The 22,885-nt window shown below is 43.2% G+C and carries 18 protein-coding genes; 8 read left to right on the top strand and 10 right to left on the bottom strand.

Translation table 11 applies throughout. The features are described 5' to 3' along the window. Positions 1-176 precede the first annotated feature (176 nt). On the top strand, positions 177-335 hold the full coding sequence (locus AC5RDS_RS12665; RefSeq protein ID WP_013612706.1) for a hypothetical protein: 159 nt from the start codon (positions 177-179) through the stop codon (positions 333-335). Here the strand turns inward: AC5RDS_RS12665 and AC5RDS_RS12670 are convergent. From AC5RDS_RS12670 to AC5RDS_RS12710, 9 genes are all read right to left on the bottom strand, one after another. Then, on the bottom strand, positions 302-1,003 hold the full coding sequence (locus AC5RDS_RS12670; RefSeq protein WP_013612705.1) for a hypothetical protein: 702 nt from the start codon (positions 1,001-1,003) through the stop codon (positions 302-304). The genes AC5RDS_RS12665 and AC5RDS_RS12670 overlap by 34 nt on opposite strands. Before the next feature lie 12 nt (positions 1,004-1,015). Further along, complete coding sequence (locus AC5RDS_RS12675; protein WP_118112569.1) at positions 1,016-5,761, bottom strand: efflux RND transporter permease subunit; 4,746 nt, start codon at positions 5,759-5,761, stop codon at positions 1,016-1,018. Positions 5,762-5,807: 46 nt separating this feature from the next. Continuing rightward, a complete protein-coding gene (locus AC5RDS_RS12680; protein ID WP_013612703.1) occupies positions 5,808-8,894 on the bottom strand; it encodes an efflux RND transporter permease subunit in 3,087 nt (1,028 codons plus the stop codon). 65 nt (positions 8,895-8,959) lie between these two features. Further along, a complete protein-coding gene (locus AC5RDS_RS12685; protein WP_494222360.1) occupies positions 8,960-10,018 on the bottom strand; it encodes an efflux RND transporter periplasmic adaptor subunit in 1,059 nt (352 codons plus the stop codon). A gap of 42 nt (positions 10,019-10,060) precedes the next feature. Beyond that, positions 10,061-11,524: a TolC family protein gene (locus AC5RDS_RS12690; RefSeq protein WP_494222361.1), complete on the bottom strand. Its 1,464-nt coding sequence runs from the start codon at positions 11,522-11,524 to the stop codon at positions 10,061-10,063. Between the two features lie 30 nt (positions 11,525-11,554). Beyond that, entirely contained in the window at positions 11,555-14,875 is a 3,321-nt protein-coding gene (locus tag AC5RDS_RS12695; RefSeq protein ID WP_195305493.1) for a golvesin C-terminal-like domain-containing protein, read from the bottom strand. A 20-nt stretch (positions 14,876-14,895) separates the two neighbouring features. Continuing rightward, positions 14,896-15,822 carry an ABC transporter ATP-binding protein gene (locus AC5RDS_RS12700; protein WP_013612699.1) on the bottom strand — a complete coding sequence of 309 codons (927 nt, stop codon included), beginning with the start codon at positions 15,820-15,822 and terminating at the stop codon, positions 14,896-14,898. A gap of 260 nt (positions 15,823-16,082) precedes the next feature. Next, entirely contained in the window at positions 16,083-16,796 is a 714-nt protein-coding gene (recO, locus tag AC5RDS_RS12705; protein WP_013612698.1) for a DNA repair protein RecO, read from the bottom strand. A gap of 10 nt (positions 16,797-16,806) precedes the next feature. After that, the gene (locus AC5RDS_RS12710) at positions 16,807-17,391 is read right to left on the bottom strand and encodes a non-canonical purine NTP diphosphatase (protein ID WP_013612697.1); all 585 of its coding nucleotides are present in this window, start codon (positions 17,389-17,391) and stop codon (positions 16,807-16,809) included. Between the two features lie 91 nt (positions 17,392-17,482). On the opposite strand from AC5RDS_RS12710, the gene rsgA reads away from it, so the two are divergent. The 7 genes from rsgA to kdsB all read left to right on the top strand — a co-directional run bounded on the left by rsgA (position 17,483) and on the right by kdsB (position 22,120). Continuing rightward, entirely contained in the window at positions 17,483-18,400 is a 918-nt protein-coding gene (gene rsgA / locus AC5RDS_RS12715) for a ribosome small subunit-dependent GTPase A (protein WP_013612696.1), read from the top strand. A 111-nt stretch (positions 18,401-18,511) separates the two neighbouring features. Beyond that, entirely contained in the window at positions 18,512-19,024 is a 513-nt protein-coding gene (locus AC5RDS_RS12720) for a YceD family protein (protein WP_013612695.1), read from the top strand. Positions 19,025-19,039: 15 nt separating this feature from the next. After that, positions 19,040-19,225: a 50S ribosomal protein L32 gene (gene rpmF, locus AC5RDS_RS12725; protein ID WP_013612694.1), complete on the top strand. Its 186-nt coding sequence runs from the start codon at positions 19,040-19,042 to the stop codon at positions 19,223-19,225. 135 nt (positions 19,226-19,360) lie between these two features. Then, complete coding sequence (locus AC5RDS_RS12730) at positions 19,361-20,368, top strand: beta-ketoacyl-ACP synthase III (protein WP_013612693.1); 1,008 nt, start codon at positions 19,361-19,363, stop codon at positions 20,366-20,368. Positions 20,369-20,614: 246 nt separating this feature from the next. After that, on the top strand, positions 20,615-20,974 hold the full coding sequence (locus AC5RDS_RS12735; RefSeq protein ID WP_013612692.1) for a bactofilin family protein: 360 nt from the start codon (positions 20,615-20,617) through the stop codon (positions 20,972-20,974). Positions 20,975-20,979: 5 nt separating this feature from the next. Continuing rightward, the gene (locus AC5RDS_RS12740) at positions 20,980-21,342 is read left to right on the top strand and encodes a bactofilin family protein (RefSeq protein ID WP_013612691.1); all 363 of its coding nucleotides are present in this window, start codon (positions 20,980-20,982) and stop codon (positions 21,340-21,342) included. 4 nt (positions 21,343-21,346) lie between these two features. Beyond that, the gene (kdsB, locus tag AC5RDS_RS12745; RefSeq protein ID WP_013612690.1) at positions 21,347-22,120 is read left to right on the top strand and encodes a 3-deoxy-manno-octulosonate cytidylyltransferase; all 774 of its coding nucleotides are present in this window, start codon (positions 21,347-21,349) and stop codon (positions 22,118-22,120) included. 149 nt (positions 22,121-22,269) lie between these two features. Here kdsB and frr read toward each other — a convergent pair whose 3' ends face one another. Then, positions 22,270-22,833 carry a ribosome recycling factor gene (gene frr / locus AC5RDS_RS12750; RefSeq protein WP_013612689.1) on the bottom strand — a complete coding sequence of 188 codons (564 nt, stop codon included), beginning with the start codon at positions 22,831-22,833 and terminating at the stop codon, positions 22,270-22,272. Between the last annotated feature and the right edge of the window lie 52 nt (positions 22,834-22,885).

Here is a 22,885-nt window from a genome sequence, read left to right on the forward strand (position 1 = left end):
CCGCCGGTCAGTGAAGGAAAGCCTTACCGGACCGTTCCAGGCGAACCGGTCTGACGGCACAAAACCCGGAATCGGAATAGAAAGAAAAAATAAACCTACGTTTATAACGTGTTAATATGTATATAACTGCCTAAATATTTAGGGACATTTACTGAATATCCTCAGTTAACGGAAAAATGAGAAGGGTTGGGGATGGGGAATGGCGGTTGACGAACCGGGAGGCGCTGGATATGCCCCTTTGGGGGTGGGAGAAATATATCTCGGATACGGGTGGATATTTCTCCTGGGCGGACTCGGTGAGTCAGATGAACTTTTCCCGGTTTTGTGTCTTGTAAAGTCCTACCAATAAGAATATGAAGGAAGAGAGTAAGATAATCAATCGGTTGTCGAACAGGGTGTTATAAAAAATTTGCGGATTTTTATCCAAGGGGACGTCAAAGGGGTTCAAAAATACATTCCATTTGCTGACGTCCAGAATTTTACTCGATGCGAACAGCAATAAACCGATAATGATAATCATTACTGCCGTACCGTTGCCATTCCGGATGAGTGTACTGAGCATAAAACACAGTAAACCGATGAAAAGTGCAGGTACCATACTTTGCAAAGCGAGTTGCAGGGGAGGTACCTCTACAACCAGCCAGTCGGTGACGGCAGCTAAAAGCAAAGTGATGATAAAACAAATCATATAGGCGATTAAAAGCCGGAATAGCCAGATTTTATACCGATAGTTCGGAATACCGAAAATGATTTCTATGATTTTGGCATCCTGGTCGTTCTGTATACCGAAACAGGTCGGATAGAAGATCAATAGGATAGAAGGCACTAATAACATACTGTATCCGGTAGCCATCGTAATCTCCGAATCCGAAATAAGATTTAACCCCACCGTCAGGATATAAAAACCGACGGCACTGAGAATAAAATACATAAACTTATTGCCGAAGATAATCTTTATATTATACCGGGCGAGTTTTGCTATAGGAGTGATGTAATATTTCATGGCTTTACAAGTCTATTGAGTGATGATATTTTCATGATTAGCTAATTTTACATTCCTCAACAACCACAGATACGAGTCTTCCAGTAGAGGAGAAGTATGTACGGCATTGGGAACCGGTTGGGTCTCCGACAGACACCTGACTTTGATATTCTCTCCGTTCCGGATATGATGTACCAATAACAGGTCGGAAGGCAATTTTACAAATTCCCGGGCCGGAATTTCGAAAGTCCATGTCACATCTTTAGCAATTTCCACCATTTCGGAAGGAGTTCCGTGATATTTCAACGACCCTTTGTTGATAACACCCACCTGGTTACAGGAACTGGCGATATCCTCGATAATGTGGGTAGAGAAAATAACGATCCGGTTGCGCGACAATTCTACCAAAAGATTTCTGAAACGGATTCTTTCCCGGGGGTCCAATCCGGCAGTCGGTTCATCGACAACCAGAATGCGGGGCAGGTTCAGCAAAGTCTGTGCAATTCCGATCCGTTGTTTCATACCTCCTGAGAAACCTCCGATCTTTTTATCTTTGTTTTCATACATATGAACCGCTTCGAGCACTTCTGTGATTCGTTTGCTCCGGGTTTTGGGATTATAAATTCCTTTCAGGAGAGCCTGATATTCCAAAAACTCCCAGGAGGTCAGGTTTTCGTAAGTACCGAATTCCTGAGGCAGATAACCGATCAATCCCTGCAATTCTTCCCGTTTTTTCTGGGTATCGATGCCATTGATGAATATTTTTCCATAGCTCTGCTCGAATATGCCGCAGATGATACGCATAAGGGTGGTTTTACCTGCACCGTTAGGTCCTAACAAACCGAACATACCGGTATGGATCTCCATTGAGACGGCGTTCAAGGCTTTGAACGGTTTTTTCTTATATCCGATCATCGGAATTTTTGTGGCGATCTTATATACTCCTTTTTTCAATTCCCTGAACCGACCGTCGATCATATCGATGTTGATATTGTATTTATGGATCCGGTCCGATAAATAGCGGGCAACTATAGCGACATACCAAAGGAGACCGAGTAAAATAGCCATGCCGGAATCCGAGAATTTTATAGAAGCCCATATGAGCGTAAACAAGGGCGAAAAGTAATAAATGAAGATTCCGCATACCCGTATACACCAGCTCAAGCTTTTGATTTTATGAGCTTTAAAATATTCACCTCCGATGGCAATCAATTTTGTCAGCAACATCCAGGTGCAGACGGCAAAAATGATGGCCCAGAAGGTCAATGTTTGATAGAAATAGGTGAAATAAATCAGGAAGCCGGTGATAGGTAACATCCATACCAAAGGTTTTAAATCCGACCATTGCCGGTATTCTTCCTTTAATCCCAGCCGTTCCCGTACACGTTGGCCGGATTGCCATTCCCGTTGAAATTCATTGGGACGGCCGTAGATCTTCACCAGATTACGGATTGAAATATGGATTTCCTGATCCGGAGGGATAATCCGGCTGTTGGCCTGACGCAGACTAGTCTCCATAAACCAGGTGGCTGCCGGTATCAGTATAATGGCTCCGACAAAGTAACCCAATTGCCATATCAGCGAGTCGGTTATCATCACTATACCGATGACTGCCAGGATCAAAAGGGTGAGTTGAATAATCTTCAGGGTTAAACTCTGGGTACGCAGCCGATGAAGTGCTTCTTCCAAACCGGAATATAGGGTGGGGATAATCACCAGGGTCAATAATGTACTCATGGTCAATCCTCCGATCACCGTGATGGCGAAAGGAGCTCCGAGTCCTGATACAAATTCTCCTTGTCCCATGGCTAACGGGAACATGGCCACGATGGTGGTGATGGCTGTGATCAGGATAGGACGTACCCTCGAGATTCCGGCGATGATGAGGGCTCGCGGTTTACGGTTACCCTGTCGCCGCAATTGCGAAGTGTAGTCGATCAGGATGATACTGTTGTTGACGACGATACCGATCAGGATAATGACACCGATCAATACATTGGCATTCATCAACGAATTGCTGGTAAACAATAAGGCCAGTAAGGAACCGATGGCAGCCAGGGGAATAGCGAACATCAATACGATCGGGGCTGTAAGTGATTCGAAAACAGACGCCAGGATCATGTAAATGATCACAAAAGCAGCCAGAATCAGAAAAGTGAATTCGCTGGTTTCGTCCTCTTCATGTACCACCTCGACAGCGATGCCGGTAGGAATATCGGTATTCTGCACCAGTTCGTCTATCTCTGTCCTTGCGGCTTCCAGAATATTCTTCGATTCGTTTACATCGGAATTGAACCGGTAGTTCACCGTGATTTCTTTATCCTGGTTGACCCGGTTTATGTTTCCTTGTCCCCGGGTAAGGTTGATATTACTGAAGCTACGTAATTCGGTAAGGGAATTATTCGTGTTGGTGACTTGCATATTGCGCAAGTCTTCCAGCGTACGTACCGGATCCTGGTTTTCTTCTTCTTTTTTCTCGGCTAGCCGTTTGTCTTTGATGATGATATCGTACTCCTGATCTCCCGCTTTGTATTTGATCGAAGTCGTATTTTGGGGGGCGAAATTATTGAGCTCGGTGACGACATTATTCGGAGTTACATCATTGATTCCCATCAGATATTGGTCGAACATGATCCTGGCTTCGGGTTTTCCCCGGGATGAGCTGACCGATGAATAGCTGATATTGTCCAATTCTTCCAATTGGAATTTGAGCAACTCGGCCAGGTTAGCCATTTTTTCGAAATCCTGGCCCTTGATGACAATTTTTTCCGTTTGGGTACCCATACCCATTTTTTTCATCAGTTGGTCGGCACCTCCCATGAGTGAACTGCCACCACCCCGGAAGTTCTCGCTGCTCTCGATAGCTTCGAGGCTGATATCGCTGACTCTTAACCCATCGGAGAGGGATAGAATCGTACTCTTGAGTTCGTTCAGTGTTTTTTTGTTGATCTTTTCGAAGTCCTCTTTTAGTTTGATGGTGACACTGGCATCCGTGGAATAGATCTTTGTACTGTATTGTTCGATTTCCTGGATATCGTTCAAGCGTTCTTCATAAGCTTTTATCGTTTCGTCTGTCCGGTTGAGGGTATTCCCATTGGGGAAAGTCATATAGACATTGAACGTATCGGCTTCGATTTCTTTTAACGTATTCATGGTCAGTGTCAAAGATAAAGCTACCGTGACGATCAATACCAATATCGCAGTAAATACGACTGCTGCCGGTTTGCGCAGGCACATTTTCAGTAAAGCGATATAAATCTGTACCGGCCGGCTATGAATCGATAATGTACTGAAATTTACCCGGTCGCCCTGGCCTTTCATGAATTGATTGACGGCCATAGGAATCAGTAGCAAAGCCACGGCCAACGACAGGATAAGAGTCGTGATGATCGACACGCCGATATGTTCACCGATCAGCTTCAGGATAAAATCGTCTGAAAACAGGAAAGGAAGAAATACAGTGATCGTAGTCAGAGTGGCGGCGATAACCGCTTTGGCCACCTCCTGAGTGCCCCTTACCGCTGCTTCCTGACTATTGACTCCGATCGCACGCAACCGGAAGATATTCTCCATGACGACGACCGAATTATCCAACAACATGCCCACAGCGAGGGCTATACCCGTTAAAGTCAGTGTATTGATACTGATACCGAAAAAGTAAAAGAAATAAAAAGCAGAGAATACCGAAATGGGGATTGCCACGGCAATGAAAGTGACGATCTTGAAGTTTCGCAAAAACAGGTAGAGAATGAAAATAGCCAGAATCGCTCCGGTCAAACCCAGATTGATGATGGTGTTGATGTTTTCACTCATCGTTTCGGCTGTGTCCGTATCGACTTTGATAGAAACTCCTTTGGTAGCCAGTTCTTCATTCAACTGGGCGATTTCTTCCCGTACCCGCTGTGAAAGATCGATGATATTGACCAGCGGAGATTTGGAAATAACACAGGTGATAACTTCTTTCCCATTCACCCGCGAATAGGATTCTTCTTCTTTAATGCCGAAATTGATGTCGGCGATGTCTTTCAACAATACCGGACCTTCGGATACAACGATGTTTCCCAGGTCTTCTGTCGCGAGATATTCTGCCGTAACGTTGACAAAAAAACGTTTGTTATCCTGAAATACCGAACCGGCGAAGGTCTTTTCAGACATATTCTTGCCGATCAGTGAGCTGACTTGTGATGCGGTGATATTGAGCGCTTTGCATTTTTCATCGTCGAGAAGGATTTCGATGCTCTTCTGACGTCCGCCCATGACCGTGACCGAGGCTATTCCATCCGTACTTTCAAGGATGGGAGCAATGTCGATATCGGTGATATTCCGGACATAATCGACATCGTCGTCTCCCAGAATCTGTAGAGTCATAAACTGATCACTGGCCATTCCGCTACCGGCTTTATTGACCTGGATGGTGAAGTCTTCCGGAATACTTTTGGTGATCGCTTTGATTTTTTCTTCCAGCTTCAGGTAAGCATATTTGACATTTGTATTTTTGGTAAAGGAAACAGTGATACGGGCGTTCCTATTGGAAATCAATGTCGTTATATCCTCGACGCCTTCCAGGCCGCTGATTACGCCTTCTACCGGAATAGCTGCCTGACTCTCGATGTACTTCGGATCCAGCTCGGTCTTGGTGGAAATAGTTACATTCAGGGAGGGGAACTCCGCATCCGGATATAATTCCATCAGTAAGTACCTGTACGAAAACAACCCCATCATGGTCAAACCGATGAAGATCATCGAAATCAGTACTTTACGATTTATTAGTTTGTTCATTTTTTCTTATTTAGAATCAAAAATGTCAAAAGCTCGAAAATGCCTTTCAAATCTTCTCTACGTTTTTGACTTTTTTGTCAAAAATGTAGTAAACACACGGGATCACTACTAATGTCATCAGGGTAGAAGTGAACAGACCGCCGATCACCGCCAAAGCCATAGGGGATCGCAGTGAAGCACCCTCTCCGAATCCGAAACACATCGGCAATAAAGCCAGGATAGTAGTCAGACTGGTCATGATGATCGGGCGGATACGCTGTTGGGCAGCTCCTTTTATGGCCTCTGTCAGAGCGAATCCTTCTGCCTTGAGCCTGTTGGCTGCATCTACCAGTAAGATGGAGTTGTTGACGGCTATACCTGCCAGCATGATGATACCGATAAAAGCCATCATATTCAAAGAGGCTCCGGCTAGCAAAAATGCGTAAATACAGCCTACTCCGGCCAACGGGATCGTCAGCAAGATGGTAAACGGATGACGCAAGGATTCGAATTGAGAAGCCATCACCATATATACCAATACGATAGATAGTATCAGAGCAAAGGACAAACCTTGAAACGATTCGGCCCGTTTCTCTTCTTCTCCGGTAATTTGTGCTGAATATTTAGCAGGGAATTGGATATCTTTCAACTGTGCTTTGATTTCCGGAGTGACACTGCCTAATGTATAGCCCTTTTCGAGCATTGCGGTGACTTTACCGATCCGGTTTTGGTTGCTACGGTTGATTTCTTTCGGAGCTGTCGTAATCGAAACCTCTGCAATCTCACCCAGACGATATTTCTTTTCTCCTTGTACGATTTCAACATTTTGCAATTCATCGAGCGATACTTCCGGTACTTTGATTTCGATATCGATCGGTTCACCTTCGGATTCGAAATTGCTGGCCGTCTTCCCGTTCAGCTTTTCTTTTATCTGACTGGCCACCGAAGCGATATCTACCCCGTAAATCCCGCTTTTCAACCGGTCGATAGAGATGTTGACTTCCGGAGCTCCTTGTTCCATAGAAGTTTTGATATCGTAGAGTCCGGGGATAGAGGCTATTTTCTCCTTCACCTCCGTGCTGAGTTCGTCGATCATTTCCAGTTCCTCCCCTTTAATCTCGATAATTACAGGAGCTCCTTCCGTTCCGAGGATGCTTTGTAAGGCAGATTGTTCCTTTTCGAACGATATTTCCACGCCCTCGGGAATCGTGTAATTATGACTCAGATTACTGATAATATAATCTGCATCGGCTTTGGCTTTGTTTTTCAATTTGACTTTTACCTCTGCCTGATTTTCGCCTTCGAGTTTCCCGCTAGTCGTTTGGCTTTCGGTTGTTGTCGAAGGTCCAACCTGAGTAAAAATCCATTCCAGATCGTCTCCTGCCAACTCTATAATCATATTTTCGATGGTAGCGGCCGCATTATCCGTGCTTTGCAGACGGGTTCCCGGCTCCAGAGTGATGTAAGTCGAAAATTCCCGGGAATCTGCTTTAGGCATAAATTCTTTATCGATCAACGGGAGCAGCAGGTAACTTCCGATCATGACCACTAACGCGGTCAGGACGACAGCGTACCGGTGTTTCAAAAGTTTACCGACAAACTGACCGTATCCTTTGATTTTTAAAGAAGCCTGATTTTTGGCAGGTGCTTTCACATATTGTGAAGCTAACATCGGGATTAACAATACCGCAACAAAAAGAGAAGACAATAGAGAGAACGAAACGGTCCAGGCCTGTTCTTTAAAAAGTTCTCCGGCAGCTCCCTGGATGTAAACGATAGGTAAGAATACCACTATGGTCGTGAGGGTTGAAGACGTGATAGCCCCTGAAACTTCCGAAGCTCCTTTGATAGCCGCTTCCTTGGGGGAAAGGCCGTTTTCCAGATTCCGGAAAATATTCTCCATGACAACAATGGCATTATCGATCAACATACCGGCTCCCAGGGCTAATCCCCCCAGTGTCATGATATTGATCGTCAATCCGTTGAAGTACATCAAATTGAACGTAGCGATGATGGACACCGGAATAGAAACACTGACGATCAAGGTTGTATTGATGCGGCGCAGGAAAACGTACAATACCAGCATGGCCAATAAAATACCCATAACGGCAGAATCCTTGACCTCCCCGATCGAAGCTCCGATAAAATCTCCCTGGTTACTGATGACGTGAAATTCATAACCGGGCATACTTTTCTGCAATTCTTCCAGTTTGGCAGTGATATTTTCAACTGCCTTCACCGTATTGTATTTATTCTCTTTGTAGACACTGATACTCAGACTACGTTCGGCATCGTAGCGCACCAGATTTTCAGGATCTTTATTTTTTAATTCGATTTTGGCAACATCTTTCAGGTATACCGGAGCTTTCACGGTAGAGCTGTTCCCCGACTCGGTGTCGGTACTACCGGGGGTTTTGAAAGCAACGATAATATTCCCGATGTCTTCCAGGTCTTTTAATAAATTCACCCCTTTTACCGTATATTGGATGTCGTCGTTTACAATGGTACCTCCCGAAACATTCCGGTTCATACTTTCTATTTTCGACGCGATCGTTTCGGCAGTCAGGTTGAAAGCTTCCAGCATATAAGAGTCGGTTTTGACCTCCACAAAAGCATTTTCCTGGCCGTTGAGTCGGATATCGGCCACACCTTCCAGTCTGACCAGTTCGCTCCGCATATAGTTTTCTGCTATTTTCCGGAGTTCGTTCATATCCTTGATTTCTTTATGGCTCATGGAAATGATCATGACCGGCGTGGCATTGGCATCGTAGCGGGAAACATTCAGGGAAGTGATTTCTTCGTCCTGAGCGATTTGAGACATGCTGCGTTGCAAATCCAAAAAGGCGGCATCCATATCCTGATCCCAGTCGTATTCCACCGTAATCGTGGCTCCTCCTACCTTACTGCTGCTACTGACGTCTTTCACACCTTCCTGGCGTGCTGCCATAGCTTCTATTTTTTCTACAAACTGTTTTTCGATCTCTTCAGGTGGACGCTCACCGGCTTGCAAATCGATATATAAAGCCGGATTTTTTAAATCGGGAAATAAATCTGTTCCCAATTTATTGTATGATATGATTCCTAGCAGACATACCCCCAGTGTGATCATTAATACACTGACCGGGTATTTTACTGCAAATTTTGTAATTCCCATAATTTAATCGTTTACCAATTTGGACGTTTACCGACAAAGAATTTTTCAGACTGTCGTGAATACAGTTACTTCATCACTTTTACTTTGCTCCGGTTACGTAACCATTCGTAACCTTTCACGACGATCTTGTCCCCGGCTTCGAGTCCTTTTTCTACTTCGATGTATTTATCGTCACTGATACCGGTATGGATGACTTTTTCTTCGGCACTGTTTCTGTCGACCGTATATACTAATTTACCTCCCCGGCGGTTTTTAATGATATCTTTGGGAATAGAGATGACAGAGTCTTTCCGTACTGTGACGATATCTGCTTTGGCGAACATACCCGGACGAAGTTTTAAATCCGGGTTATCGATTTCGATATACCCCGAGAAGGTACGGGTTTCTTCGTTGATGGCCGGAGATAACTGAGTCAGTATGCCTCTTAAAGTATCCGATTTGATATTGTAATTGGTGATATGTACTTGCTGTCCGATTCTCAGTTTGGTCAATGTGTTTTCAGGGAATTGGGTTTCTACATACATTTTACTATAATCCATCAGGCCGACCATCACACTACCGGAAGCGACTTCTACCCCCGGAGTATGGTAGGGAAGATTGACGATAACTCCTTTGAACGGAGCTTTGATACTCAGTTTTTCTAAAGTGATATAACCGTTTTCCAAGGCTAACTTCGCATTGATATAAGAGTTTTCAGCGTTGTTTACGTCTTTTTCGGTTGCTCCGCCTTTCTCGAGCAGGATTTTCTGACCTTCCCATTCCTTCTCGGTGATCTGGATTTGTAATTTCTTACTTTCCAACTGCACGTTGTTTTCATATTCCTTATTTTCCAGACGGATGATGACGGCTCCGGCTTCGACGATGTCACCCAGCTGATAAGGACGACCGGTTTTCGGATTTTTCTGTAAGTAGTAAGCTCCGTTGGTTTCCGATTTTATTTCTATCGTTTTAGCTGCCTTTGCTGTTCCGGTTGTTGTAATATATTCCTCAATGTTTCTGAGTTGTACGTCCTCGACCCATACTGGGGTAGTGGCTTCAGAAGAGTTATTTCCCTGATTGTTATTACAGGAAAACGACATGAATCCTAACATAACAGCTCCCAGGATTTTAAAATTCTTATTCATGATTATCGTGATTTTACTTGTTAACGGACTTATAGGGTTATTTTATTTCAATAGATCTACAGGTAAATAACTTTTATGGGTTTCAAAATCCCAAAGGGTTTGGATTTTCAGGTTCAAGAGCTCGATTTTGTAGCTGATAATAGCGCTCGTATAATCTTGTTTGGCAGTAGTCAACTGGTTTTGGAACTGTTGTAAGTCCATACCGGTCAGATTACCGTTGCGATATTTTTCCAGATTGATATCATAGGTACGTTCCGCATTTTCAATGCTTTTCTTTTTGATTTCGATTTGACGGATCAGCGTCGGCAGGTTACGGCAAATCTGGCGGACATCGATGACAATCTCTTTTTTCTGTTCTTCGAGGCTGATTTCGTCCGATTCCATAGCCAGTTGGCTGGATTTTACTTTTGCCTTTTTAGCCCCCCAATCGAAGATCGGAATGGTGAGGGTTACGCCAACCTCTTCGTTGTCGGTGGGCTTGTCGTACATATTTTTTACTTTTCCAGCCAGGGCATCCATACCTACCCGGACACTTAAATCACCTTTGAATTCGCTTTCTGCTTTTGTCCGGATAATCGAAAATACATCCTGTTCCAGGGTAATCTGTTTTTGGCGGATTTCCATGCGTTGATCCAGGGCGTATTTAACTGCATCGTTAATATTGACATCGACTGTCGGAATATTATTGTCGAACAGTATCGCGATATCTTCATCCAGCGACATTCCCAGTAAAAGCTTGAAATTGTCTTTCGCATTTTCAAAACTGATCTCTTTCGAATATACAGTGGATTCACTGTTCGCCAGATTGACTTCCGCCTGATAAAGTTCTTCTTTGGCTAACAGCCCGGCTTCGACCTTATTTTTGATGATATCGTAGTTTTGTTTCTGGTTGTTGTATTCATCCCGGGAGATGTTCAGATCCTTTTGTTTTTGATATACATCGTAAAATTGGCTGGTGACGTTTTTTTCGATACTTAATTGTTGGAGGGCATAACTGATTTTGGCATTTTCGAGTGCATATTCCAGTTCTTTGAGCTGCATCTTTGTCCTGTTATAAGTGAACAAAGGCTGCGAAATACGTAAAGACAGATTATGGTTGAAGGAGGTATTGTTGCCACCGGAAGTCCTGTTGGAAGCGTCCTGCCAGGAAAAGTCATTATATAGAGAGATGGTTCCGTCTGTCCATTTTATGGGTTGCGTGATACCGAATGAAGCCGATGACATTTTGGTCTCGTTGGCATACCATTTACTGTTGAAATTATCGTATTGGTTGTTACGGGTATACCTGAAAGGAGTGACATCCAATGAAAATTGTGATTTCAGGGAAGCATCCTGAGCTTTTAGATTCAATTGACGTTGCTCGAGGCTGAGTTTGCTTTGAATCAGTGAAGGACTGTGTTCGAAAGCCGTGTTCAATGCTTTTTCGAGTGTAAGTACTTCCTGTGCATGCGCACTATATAACCCGCTGAGGGTTAAAAGACCGAGGACCAAAGTTTGTTTAAGCATATTGTCTGCGTTTATCGGGTTATTCGTTTATTATTCTTCTGTGGCTGTAAATTTAACGGCGTCTGCAATGACGTAATCTCCGGAAACTTTATCTGTCAAAGTGATGATGACTTCTCCTTGAGGTAGATAGAAATTCCCGATCGAAACCCATCCTTCGGTTTCTTCATCCAGGTCCAGTGTCACCGATTCTTTCTCTTTATCGTATTGGATGGTATAAGTCTGATTACGTTCCTCTTTGTGACGACCGCGGCGTCTGTCCATAAAAAACATTCTGCCCGACATTTTTGCATTCCAGATGGACACCTCGTAGTAACCGTCTTTAGGGATTTCCGTTTTCCATTCTACGGCATTGGCCCCACTGCCTTTATTTTTATAAACCGCAGAGTTTATCGTTTCACCGTAGCAATAGTCGGCGGCTATGGCCGTCCATTGGGAAGGCATCCACCAGGGCATAAAATTCTTATACTTTTCGTCATCTTTTTTCTTGAAAAGATCCTTCAGTTTATGCCGGTTATTCGAGGCGATCGTCCTGAATCCCGGATCCTCATTGTCGATAATGATTTCATTCGGATTCGGCTTGAAGACATCCGGGTTTATCGGATAAATTCCCGAAGTAGTATCGCTGATCGTATTGTCGATTTTAGAAAAATTGAAATTATGCGATGTCGGTAGGTTGTGTGAAATATTGGTATTTATCGAAATATTGGCCGGACGCTCGTCACTGATAATCTTGATTTCCCGGGCTTCTCCGGCCGGAATAATGTAATTTTTCTTCTCCGTTTCAAAACTCATACCGCCTCCCCGCCGCATACCGCCTCCTCCGCCTTGCATGACTTCCGTACTGATGATAGCATCTATGTCGGAGGGATTGTTGACCTTGAATTTAATTTGGTATTTGGTAAACTCATCCAACACAATTTGATTGGCATCCACATCCTTGATATAGATGGTCGGGGTATGGGAGGCCGTATACCAGGTGTCGATAAAATCGGACAACCGAATCCCGAACCTCTTCTCTATTTCGTATCGGAGTGTATCGAACGGTATATTCTGGAACTGACGGCTAGTAAAAAATGCCTTTAGGAATTGATTGAAATCTTCCTGTGTGATCCGGGAAGTGATATAGTTATTCAATGCTGCACTTTTCAATTTCAGCAATTCATAGAAAATTTCCGGCTTCAGTTCGGTATCTCCGATCGCTGTCTCGAAACTATGTGATTCCAGATAGAGGTTGGCTCGCTGTTTGTCGTTGATGATACCTCCCCAGAAACGGAAGCCCTGATCGGAAGAAGTATTCATCATGTTGTTGACTGCGATGTCGATTACCGGATATTCGGGAGAGCTGATGTAGTTCGTATGTCCGAACAACATCGGAGTGATATTGGATTTATTGATCAGTTTATTGTCCGGATTCCAGCCATTTTGGCTGTTTTCGGAGGTTAAAGAGCTCACGAAACGATTGAAGAGGGAAATATTTTGTTCCATCTCGTCCATAGGGCCCCCATGCCGTCCCCATTCATTCATCCGTCTTCTTTCTGCCTCAAAATCCTGGCCTAGAGAAATTCCTCGTTCCGGGACGAAGAGGATTTCAGGCATGACATATTCGGTATAACCTTTCCAGTTACGGGCATAAGTGGCAAATTGTACCGGGGTTTCGGCTAAGACAAATTTTCCGAAAGGATAATCCCGGTCTTTCTCTATTTCCAGGCTGTTTTTTACTTCCCGAATGACTCCGGGCAAGGTATCGGATAAGGGTTCGAAGTATTTTGAAAAATAATCGTGGCCTTTAAAGTAATAGATCTCGTAATCCGTGGAATCTACCCGTAAAGCCTTTTTATCATAATCGGCGATGGTTAGACTGATTCCGGGCAAAGCGGAGGTATTCGTAAAGGTGATGACCGAACCGTCGATCTTACTTTTGCCTTGTGACAAAACGGTCTTGTCGCCTTCATAATGAACGGTAAGTGTATAGTCTGTGAAATTCTTCCTGACATTGTACGGAGCTCCCGGGTTAACGGGGGCGATGGTTACCGGATACCAGATACATTCGGGAGTCAATAGGGTAAAGGTATTACTCAGCCATGCATAACGTTTACCGAAACGCCAGAATACCTGCGGGACTTTAGTATCCAGGTAATCTTCTGTCAGGACATCGGTATAACAAATGTTTTCACTGATTTTCCCTTCATAGTTGATCGTCAACGTAAGCTCTTCTTGCTGCTGGATGGGTTGATCTACTTCGATAACCTGGTGATCTCTTCGGAAGAGCAGGTTTTTCCCGGCCATTTCTACAGAGGTAACCGTTAGCTCCGGATTAAGGTAAAAAATAATTTTATCCAGAGGCTTTGCATTGTTATTGGCTACTTTTACCGTACTCTTTCCTGCTAGTCTGTATCCTTGAGGAGTAACCGAAATATCGTTGACCAGCAAGTCGACATGCGGGACATCTGCATATTTATCGAATGTCATGATGTACTGATGACGGAGATCGAGCTGATGATTATAATGCAGGATGTATAACAATCCTCCGAGACAGGCTGCCAATAGAAATAGTGAGCTAAAAGTATATACGACAGCTATTTTCCACGGTTTGTGAGGCAGACGTTTCACCAGAGCGATGGTCATGCTGATCAGGCCGATTCCTGCCAGTAGATAAGAAAACCGCTGGAGTAAAAAAAGCCGGAGATCGGCATGTCCCGTGACATCTGAAAATATGGCCGGGATATTTACTCCGAAGAAATCGAATACCCCATATAGCGTATCGGTCAGATAAAAGAAAACAGTTCCGATAATTCCCAGCATTACGATGAAAGTGACCGCCTGATTTTTAAGGATGCACATGGCCGTAAAGGATAAGCCCAGGACAAACAACAGGGAAGGTACCGAAATCGTCAATAAATAGAATAGATATGGAAACAGATCGAACGGAGATTTATTGATCAGTATGTTTAAAAAAGCCGTAAATAATAAGGTGATAATGTTCAGTGTAATGAAAACCTTTACAATACCCCAGGTCTTACCGACAATATAGTCGGCATTACTCATCGGCCGGACATAGATGACTTCGGCAGTATCGAGTTTTTTGTCTCTTTTCAGGAAGCTGCCGGCCAGAAATACGACGATGACCGATTGAGCGATATTATAAAAATAAGTGTTACAGAATGGCATCAGTGAAGAAACGGCGATTCTCGGCCAAAGATTATCCATCCGGTTGACGATACCGGTTTGATAACCCAACATAATGGCAGAGATGAATAGCAGCGCGAGTATGGCAAAAATACGAAACAACCAGCTTCGTTTCACCAGTTTTACTTCGTATCGGGCAATAACATTTATATGGTTTAAATTCATATCAAAACATTAATACATTATTAATTAAATAGGTCTCCACCGATTTTTTCGCTATACATTTCCATTTTATCCTTTAGCAGATAGTCCATAAAATAGACGTAAGCATGTTCGATATTGGGGATAATGGCTTTGCCGTCGAAACCTTCCAATTTTTCGGTTACGATTTGGATCTCCCAGCCTCCTTCCGAAGGAATAGTAGAAATGATCGGATATTTTTCCTTGATTTGCTGCAATTCAGGGTCGGTAACGAAGATTTCCCATACTTTCCCCCGGACTAATTCAATCATATCGTCCGGAGAACCTTCGAATTTCAATTCTCCCTTGTTCAGTAAGGCCAGTTTTTTGCAGGTGCTGGATATATCCCCCACAATGTGAGTGGATAAGATAATGATGACATCTTTATCACTGACTTCCGAAAGGATATTTCTGAACCGGATTCGTTCTTCCGGGTCCAGACCTGTCGTCGGTTCATCGACGATGATGACTTTCGGATTACCGATGATCGCCTGTGCAATCCCAAGACGTCTTTTCATACCACCCGACAACCGGTTAGCCCAACGGTCCCTGACTTCATACAAACCGACCTTTCTCAGCATCTCATCGACGATTTCCGACCTTTTCCGGGTGCCTTTTATTCCCGCCAGTCCTGCCCCGTAGTCTAGAAATTCCCAGGTTTTTAGTTTTTCGAAAAAACGGAAATCCTGAGGTAGATAGCCTAAAACAGAACGAATAGCCTTACGATCGCGCAAAATATCGTAATCATCGAAAAAAATAGTACCTGAAGAGGGATTTTGCAAAAGAGTCATAATCCGCATCAACGTCGTTTTACCTGCTCCGTTAGGCCCCAGTAAACCGAACATGCCGGGTTCTATATTCAGGTTCAAGCCGTTTAACGCCTTATGACCATCCGGGTAAACCTTGGTCAAATCTTGGATTTTGATATTCATATTCCTGTTTTTAAAGTTCTACTTGCAAATCTTGACTATAAATATAATAAAAGATGTTAACTTTGTACTGCAATATTCTCATTTTATAAAATATTTAAAATATTCTTTCCAATCAGACGGGGAAATAACATTTTTTTTAACAACACTCTGAACTTTAAGACAATTTCTCAACTTCAAAGTTTATTTCTTTTTTTTATTTGACCAAATATTATAGACGAAGGGTATTTTTCTATCGACTGTTGGGGAAATATCGGGAATGTTCAGGCAAAAACTTCCCGGATAACCTGTATACTTTTAATATTGAAATTGATATTCAGATGGATGCTGTAAAAAAGCAGGATAACATCCAATAGAATATTGCGCGATTGCCGGTTGAGAGGAATGGCTTTTATTTCGGCCAGAGGACAAGTACATAGCTGGTAAATGATTTTAGCGGTATTCGGTCCCGAAATATACGGAGTGGCCGGATCGGAAGGATAAAAGCTCCCGTTGTTGATATTGAAAACGTAATTCTCCTGCCATGAAGAAGTGTTGATCCGAAAACCGATAAAACCGGCCAGACGATAGAGAAAATAAAGGTTAAAGTTTCCGATGTCGTTATGGGTCGAGTTCAGGTATTCGATGGAATGGGTCAGGTAATCGAACAACTCTTCATTTTTCCCTTCATTTTTTAAAATCAGGTTCAGAATTTCTCCCCACAACAAAAGGATATTCATCTTGAAAATATCGAAATATAACTCGGGCAGGTTGATGATCGGAGAGATTTGACGGAGTTTGTGCAAATCGCTCTTTTCATTCTCGAAAAATTCGATCTCGCTGATTTGCAGGAGATGGACAGTTTTGGTTTTTCTTTTGAATACGACAGAAGGGGATATCATGGACAGATACCCCTTTTCTTTCGTATAGATTCGGATAATTTTCTGAGTTTCCGAGTAAGGGCTGGTTTTTAATATGATTCCCTGAACAATTTCCATTTTTGAGTTTTCACTTGTTGTGTTGCTCTTTCAAAAATGCGATTAATTGCTGAATAGCTCTTCCCCGATGGCTGATTTTATTTTTTTCGTCCATAGGCATTTCAGCAAAACTGAGGTCGAACCCTTCGGGTTGAAAAATCGGGTCATATCCGAAACCGGCTTCTCCTTGTTGGGCGGTTAATATTTTGCCGTCTACCCTTCCTTCGAACAGGTGCTCTTCTTTTCCTTGAATTAAAGCGATAACCGTACGGAAACAAGCTTTCCGATCGGATATCCCCTCCATTTCGCGAAGTACTTTCTTCATGTTTTCGACAGAATCTTTTGCAGGACCGGCATAGCGGGCAGAATATACACCGGGACGCTTATCCAGTGCTTCGATTTCAAGCCCCGTATCATCCGCAAAACAGTCGTACCCGTAATGTTCTTTGATGTATCGGGCTTTTTGCAAGGCATTTTCTTCCAGAGTGTCGTGATCTTCCGGGATATCCTCCTGGCAACCGATTTCCGCAAGCGAGCCGATTTCGGCTTCGCCTTCTAATAAATGGCTGATCTCTTCCAGCTTATGCTTGTTGTTCGTTGCAAATACTAATTTCATAGAGCGATAACAATTGATTCGTTTGTCGACGCAAAAATAGGTTTATTTTTATAGCTTTGCAGGTATAAAATGATAATTTTGGACGAAAAAGATGAAAAGAGGAATTGTCGTAAAATCGACCGGTAGTTGGTATTGGGTAAGATTGGAGGAAGGGAATATGGTGCAGTGCCGTATTCGGGGGAAATTCCGGATGGAAGGAATCCGAACGACCAATCCGTTAGCTGTCGGAGATGAGGTGGAATTGGAAGAAGGAAGTGAAGGCTATGTTATTACGGCAATAGGAAAGAGACGTAATTATATTATCCGTAGATCGACGAATTTGTCCAAAGAGTCGCATATTATTGCAGCAAATGTCGATTTGGCTTTGTTGGTGGTGACTGTTAATCATCCGGTGACTTCTACCGTATTTATCGATCGTTTTTTGGTAACTGCAGAAGCTTATAATATTCCTGCCGTACTGGTTTTTAATAAAACGGATCTGTATGATGCCGAAGATCAGGCAATGTTAGGGGGATTGACGGTGATTTACCGTAAAATCGGGTATCCTTGTTATGCCGTATCGGCGGAAACCGGTGAACACGTCGATGAAATCCGGAGTTTACTGAAAGACAAGATCACCGTGCTTTCCGGCTTGTCGGGAGTGGGGAAATCTTCTTTAGTCAATTGCATTGAGCCTGGCTTGGACCTGAAAACTGCAGGAATTTCGGATGCCCACGATTCGGGGAAGCATACCACCACTTTTGCTGAAATGTTTCCATTGAAACAGGGCGGTTTCATTATCGATACTCCGGGATTACGAAGTTTTGGAATTATCGATTTGAAAAAAGAGGAGTTGTCGCATTTTTTCCCGGAAATATTCGCGAAGTCCGGAGAATGCCGCTTTTATAATTGCACCCATACCCATGAACCCGGTTGTGCTGTGTTGGAAGCTGTGGAGCAAGACGAAATCAGTGAGAGCCGTTATGTGAGCTATCTGAGTATGATGGAAGAAAGCGGGAAATATAGATAATGTATTTTCGAACAGCTCAATGTTAATTTAGTTAACTCTGTCTTTTTTTTAGCCTTTCGTTTTTTGTTTTTAGTTTTTGTATTATCTTTGCGCCGTTTTACGTCAAGGCTTGTGGATAGATTGAGAGAATATAAGATAGCATTCAGAGGATTAGGAGAGGGAAAACACTCTTTTGAGTTCATCATGGATGAGGGATTCTTCGATTGTTTTGAAGCAACGAAAGGAACCCGGGGAGAAGTCAAAGCTACCGTCCTGATCGTGAAGAGTTCACTTTTAATGGAAGTACGTATAACGATCGAAGGAATGGTAAAAGCAACCTGCGACAGATGTTTAGGAGAAGTAAATCTTCCGGTGTCCGGTGTTATGAATTTGTATGTAAAACAAAACGGACGGGAAGAAGGGAACGAAGATGATTATATAATATTGTCGCCGGAGGATGACTATTTGGATGTAAGTTCGTATCTTTATGAAACTTATATGTTGAATTACCCGATGCGGGTAGTGCATCCCGAAGGAGAATGCGACGAAGATATGCAGGAAGTGTTGCATGAATATGTGATAGAAGAAGATGATAAACCAATAGATCCGAGATGGAATGAATTGAAAAAATTAATTAATAACTAAATAAATAATAAAGAAATGGCACATCCGAAACATCGAACCTCAAAACAGAGAAGAAATAAGAGAAGAACGCATGATGCGATTACGGTAACCGCTATTGCTAAGTGTTCTAACTGTGGTGCTGCTGTACAGTATCATACAGTATGTCCTGAATGTGGATATTACAGAGGAAAGTTGGCTATTGAGAAAGCAGTAGTAGCATAATCTTGACACGAAAAGGATTGTTTTAGAATCATACACAGCCAGCCTCCTAAGCCCTAGGGGGCTATGGTTGTTTATATAATTCATGAAACTTACCCTTGCGTGTGCGGGGGTAATCTCTGATTTAAATTTATAGTTATGCAAACGAATAGGCTGAGAGCCATAATAACCGGAGTAGGGGCATATTATCCCGACTATATCCTCGACAATGAGGAATTGAGCCAGATGGTGGATACCTCTGATGAATGGATCATGACCCGGGTAGGGATCAAAGAAAGACGAATTTTAAAAGATCCGACGAAAGGAAGTGCCTGGCTGGGTGCACAAGCCGTAAAAGATCTGTTCGAGAAAACCGGAACCAAACCGGAAGAAGTAGATTTGTTGATTTGTGCTACAGTGACACCGGATATGCATTTCCCTGCTAATGCGCAGATTATTGCCGATATGGTTGGAGTGAAGAATGCTTTCGGATTTGATTTGAATGCAGGTTGTTCCGGATTCCTTTTTGGCTTGGTTACTGCTACTCAGTATGTAGAAAGTGGTAGATATAAAAAAGTGGTATTTGTCGGATGTGAGAAAATGTCCGTGATCACCGATTATACGGATCGTAAGACTTGTCCGTTGTTTGGTGATGCTGCTGCAGCTGTATTGCTCGAACCGACAGCAGAAGAGCTTGGTGTGATGGATCACATCCTGCGCTCGGATGGTATGGGACGCGACCATTTGTATATGAAAGCCGGTGGATCGCTGAATCCTCCTTCCATAGAAACGGTTACTAACCGTGAACATTTTATTTTTCAGGATGGCCAGTTCGTATTTAAACATGCCGTAACGAAAATGGCCGATACCGCAGCAGAAATTATGGAAAAAAATCACCTGACCGCCGACGATATCGCATGGTTGGTGCCCCATCAGGCAAATCTGCGTATTATCTCTGCTACCGGCGATCGTATGGGACTCGATCCTTCTAAAGTTATGGTGAATATCCAGAAATACGGAAATACCACTTCTGCAACGATTCCATTGTGCCTGTACGAATGGGAAAATCAGTTACACAAGGGAGATAATCTGATTCTCGCAGCGTTCGGTGCGGGATTTACCTGGGGAGCTATCTGGCTGAAATGGGCTTACGATCCCAAGAAGTAAAGTTGGAAAAAGGATATGGAAAACCGGTTTGAATTTTCAAGCCGGTTTTTTTATAGCCAAAGAAGTTTATAAAGTCCATAATTAAAACCTTTTAATGCCGGCAGTTGATCGGACGAAGTGTAGACTTAACTCCTGTACCCCTTGTAACTACAGAAAAAACGAATTTTTGGGGGAGCTAAAAAAAGCCGTGTAAGTCGCTTTTATATTTCAATTACTTGTTATATCTTCGATGTGAATTTATAGTTTATGAATCAGGAACGTTTTGATATTGAATATGAGGGGAACCGGATACTGGAAAATACCAGAATTGACGGTAATTTGAAGACCGATAAGAGTGTATACCTGGATGGTATGATTCAAGGAAATGTACATGCCGGAAAACTGGTGATCATAAACAAAGGGGGGAAGGTCGACGGAGATGTGGATTGCGATGAATTATATATCAACGGCACTATTACAGGTAATGTATGTGTGGCCTGTAAAACTGTTATGGGAGGAGATGCTGTGATCGAAGGTGGCTTGATTACAGATACACTCGAAATAACGCTTGGTGCAACCATCAGGAAAGGATTGAAATTAAAAAAGCGTCGAAATAAATTAAGGTGATTATTATGGGTAAAGAGAATCCTGGAAATGCTGTCAATTTGTTGTGCGAAGGTACGGTTATTGTAGGTGATATAAAAACAAAGAACGATATCCGGATCGACGGAATCATAAAAGGTAAGATCATTACTTCAGGGAGATTAGTGGTTGGTAATACGGCCAAGATTGAAGGCAACATCGATTGCTGCAATGTAGACGTATTGGGGGTTGTACTTGGTGATATACAAGCTTCCGGGACGGTTTCACTGAAATCGTCCGCCAAAGTGATTGGAAATATTGTTTCATCTGTACTCTCGATCGAACCGGGAGTGATATTCAATGGCAATTGCCAAATGACAAAAAAAGAGGGGCGTGAACCGGCTAAAGAATAATTGAATGAATGTTTTAATTTTGATTCCGGCGCGTTATGCATCGACTCGTTTTCCGGGTAAACCTTTGGCTGAGATCGGTGGTAAACCGATGATCCAGCATGTGGTAGAAAAAGCACAGTTGGTTTCACAAGACGCTTTTGTCGCAACGGACGATCAGCGGATATACGACCGGGTTGTAGGGTTCGGAGGAAAAGTAGTGATGACTTCTGCCGACCACAAGAGCGGAACCGACCGTTGTTGCGAAGCCTACCGGCATATTGTGGCTGATTACCGAAAAACTTATGATGTTGTTGTCAACATACAGGGAGACGAACCCTTTATTCAACCCGATCAGGTACGTGCTTTGATCGCTTGTTTTGAAGATCCCCGGATTCAGATCGCTACCTTGGCAAAACAATTCGACACGAATGCGGATATTTTCGATCCCAATAAGGTTAAGGTGGTATGTTCGTCTCTGCAGACCGCTCTTTATTTTTCCCGTTCTGCCATTCCTTATTGCCGGGGAAAAGAGCAAGGAGAATGGAGTGCTGTGATTCCTTTTTACAAACATGTGGGCATGTATGCTTACCGGCCTGAAGTATTACGAGAGATTACAGCTTTGCCTCAGGGAAAACTGGAAAAGGCAGAATCTCTGGAACAATTGCGTTGGCTTGAGAACGGTTATAAGATTGCGGTAAGGTTCACCGATCACGAATCGGTAGGAATCGATACGCCCGAGGATTTGGAGAGAGCGAGAAAGATCAGTGAAACCTCTGATCTCTGGTCTGCGAAATACTGATTAAAAAACTACGTTTCGGATCGAATATTCAGTCAGAACCGAGAGTTCGTTAATCAGCATCGAAGATGCACTGATCGGAAAAACCGAAGGTCTGACACCAATCCGGAACGTAGTTCCGCTAATCTATTTTCTGTCTTTGACAGAAAATCTTAGATGGTCATAATATCCTTTTCCTTTGCGGTCAGGATTTCATCTATCTTTTTGTTATAGCTGTCTGTGATCTTTTGAACTTCATCTTCGGCATCTTTAGCTTCATCTTCGGGCAGACCACTCTTCACCATTTTTTTGAATTCGTCGATAGCATCGCGACGGGCATTCCGGATACTTACCTTGGCGGTTTCACCGACCCCTTTCGATTGTTTCACCAGTTCTTTTCTTCTCTCGGCAGTCAAGGGCGGTACATTGATCCGGACAACTTCTCCGTTATTATCCGGGTTAAATCCCAGATTGGCATTCATAATGGCTTTTTGGATAGGGCCAAGCATATTTTTTTCCCAAGGCTGAACTGCAATTGTACGTGGATCCGGAGCCGTGATATTGGCTACTTGTGACAATGGAGTCGGTGATCCGTAATAATCTACCAGAACATCGTTCAGAATTTTGGGGTTTGCTTTGCCGGCTCTGATTTTCGCCAATTCATTTTCGAGGTGGACCAATGCATTTTGCATTTGTTCTTTGGCCTCGTCCATGTACATTTTTACTTCCTCGTTCATATGCTTACTCTATTAATTTTTACAATTATAAAGCAAAGATAGGAAAAAAAAT

The organism is Odoribacter sp., assembly GCF_985060555.1.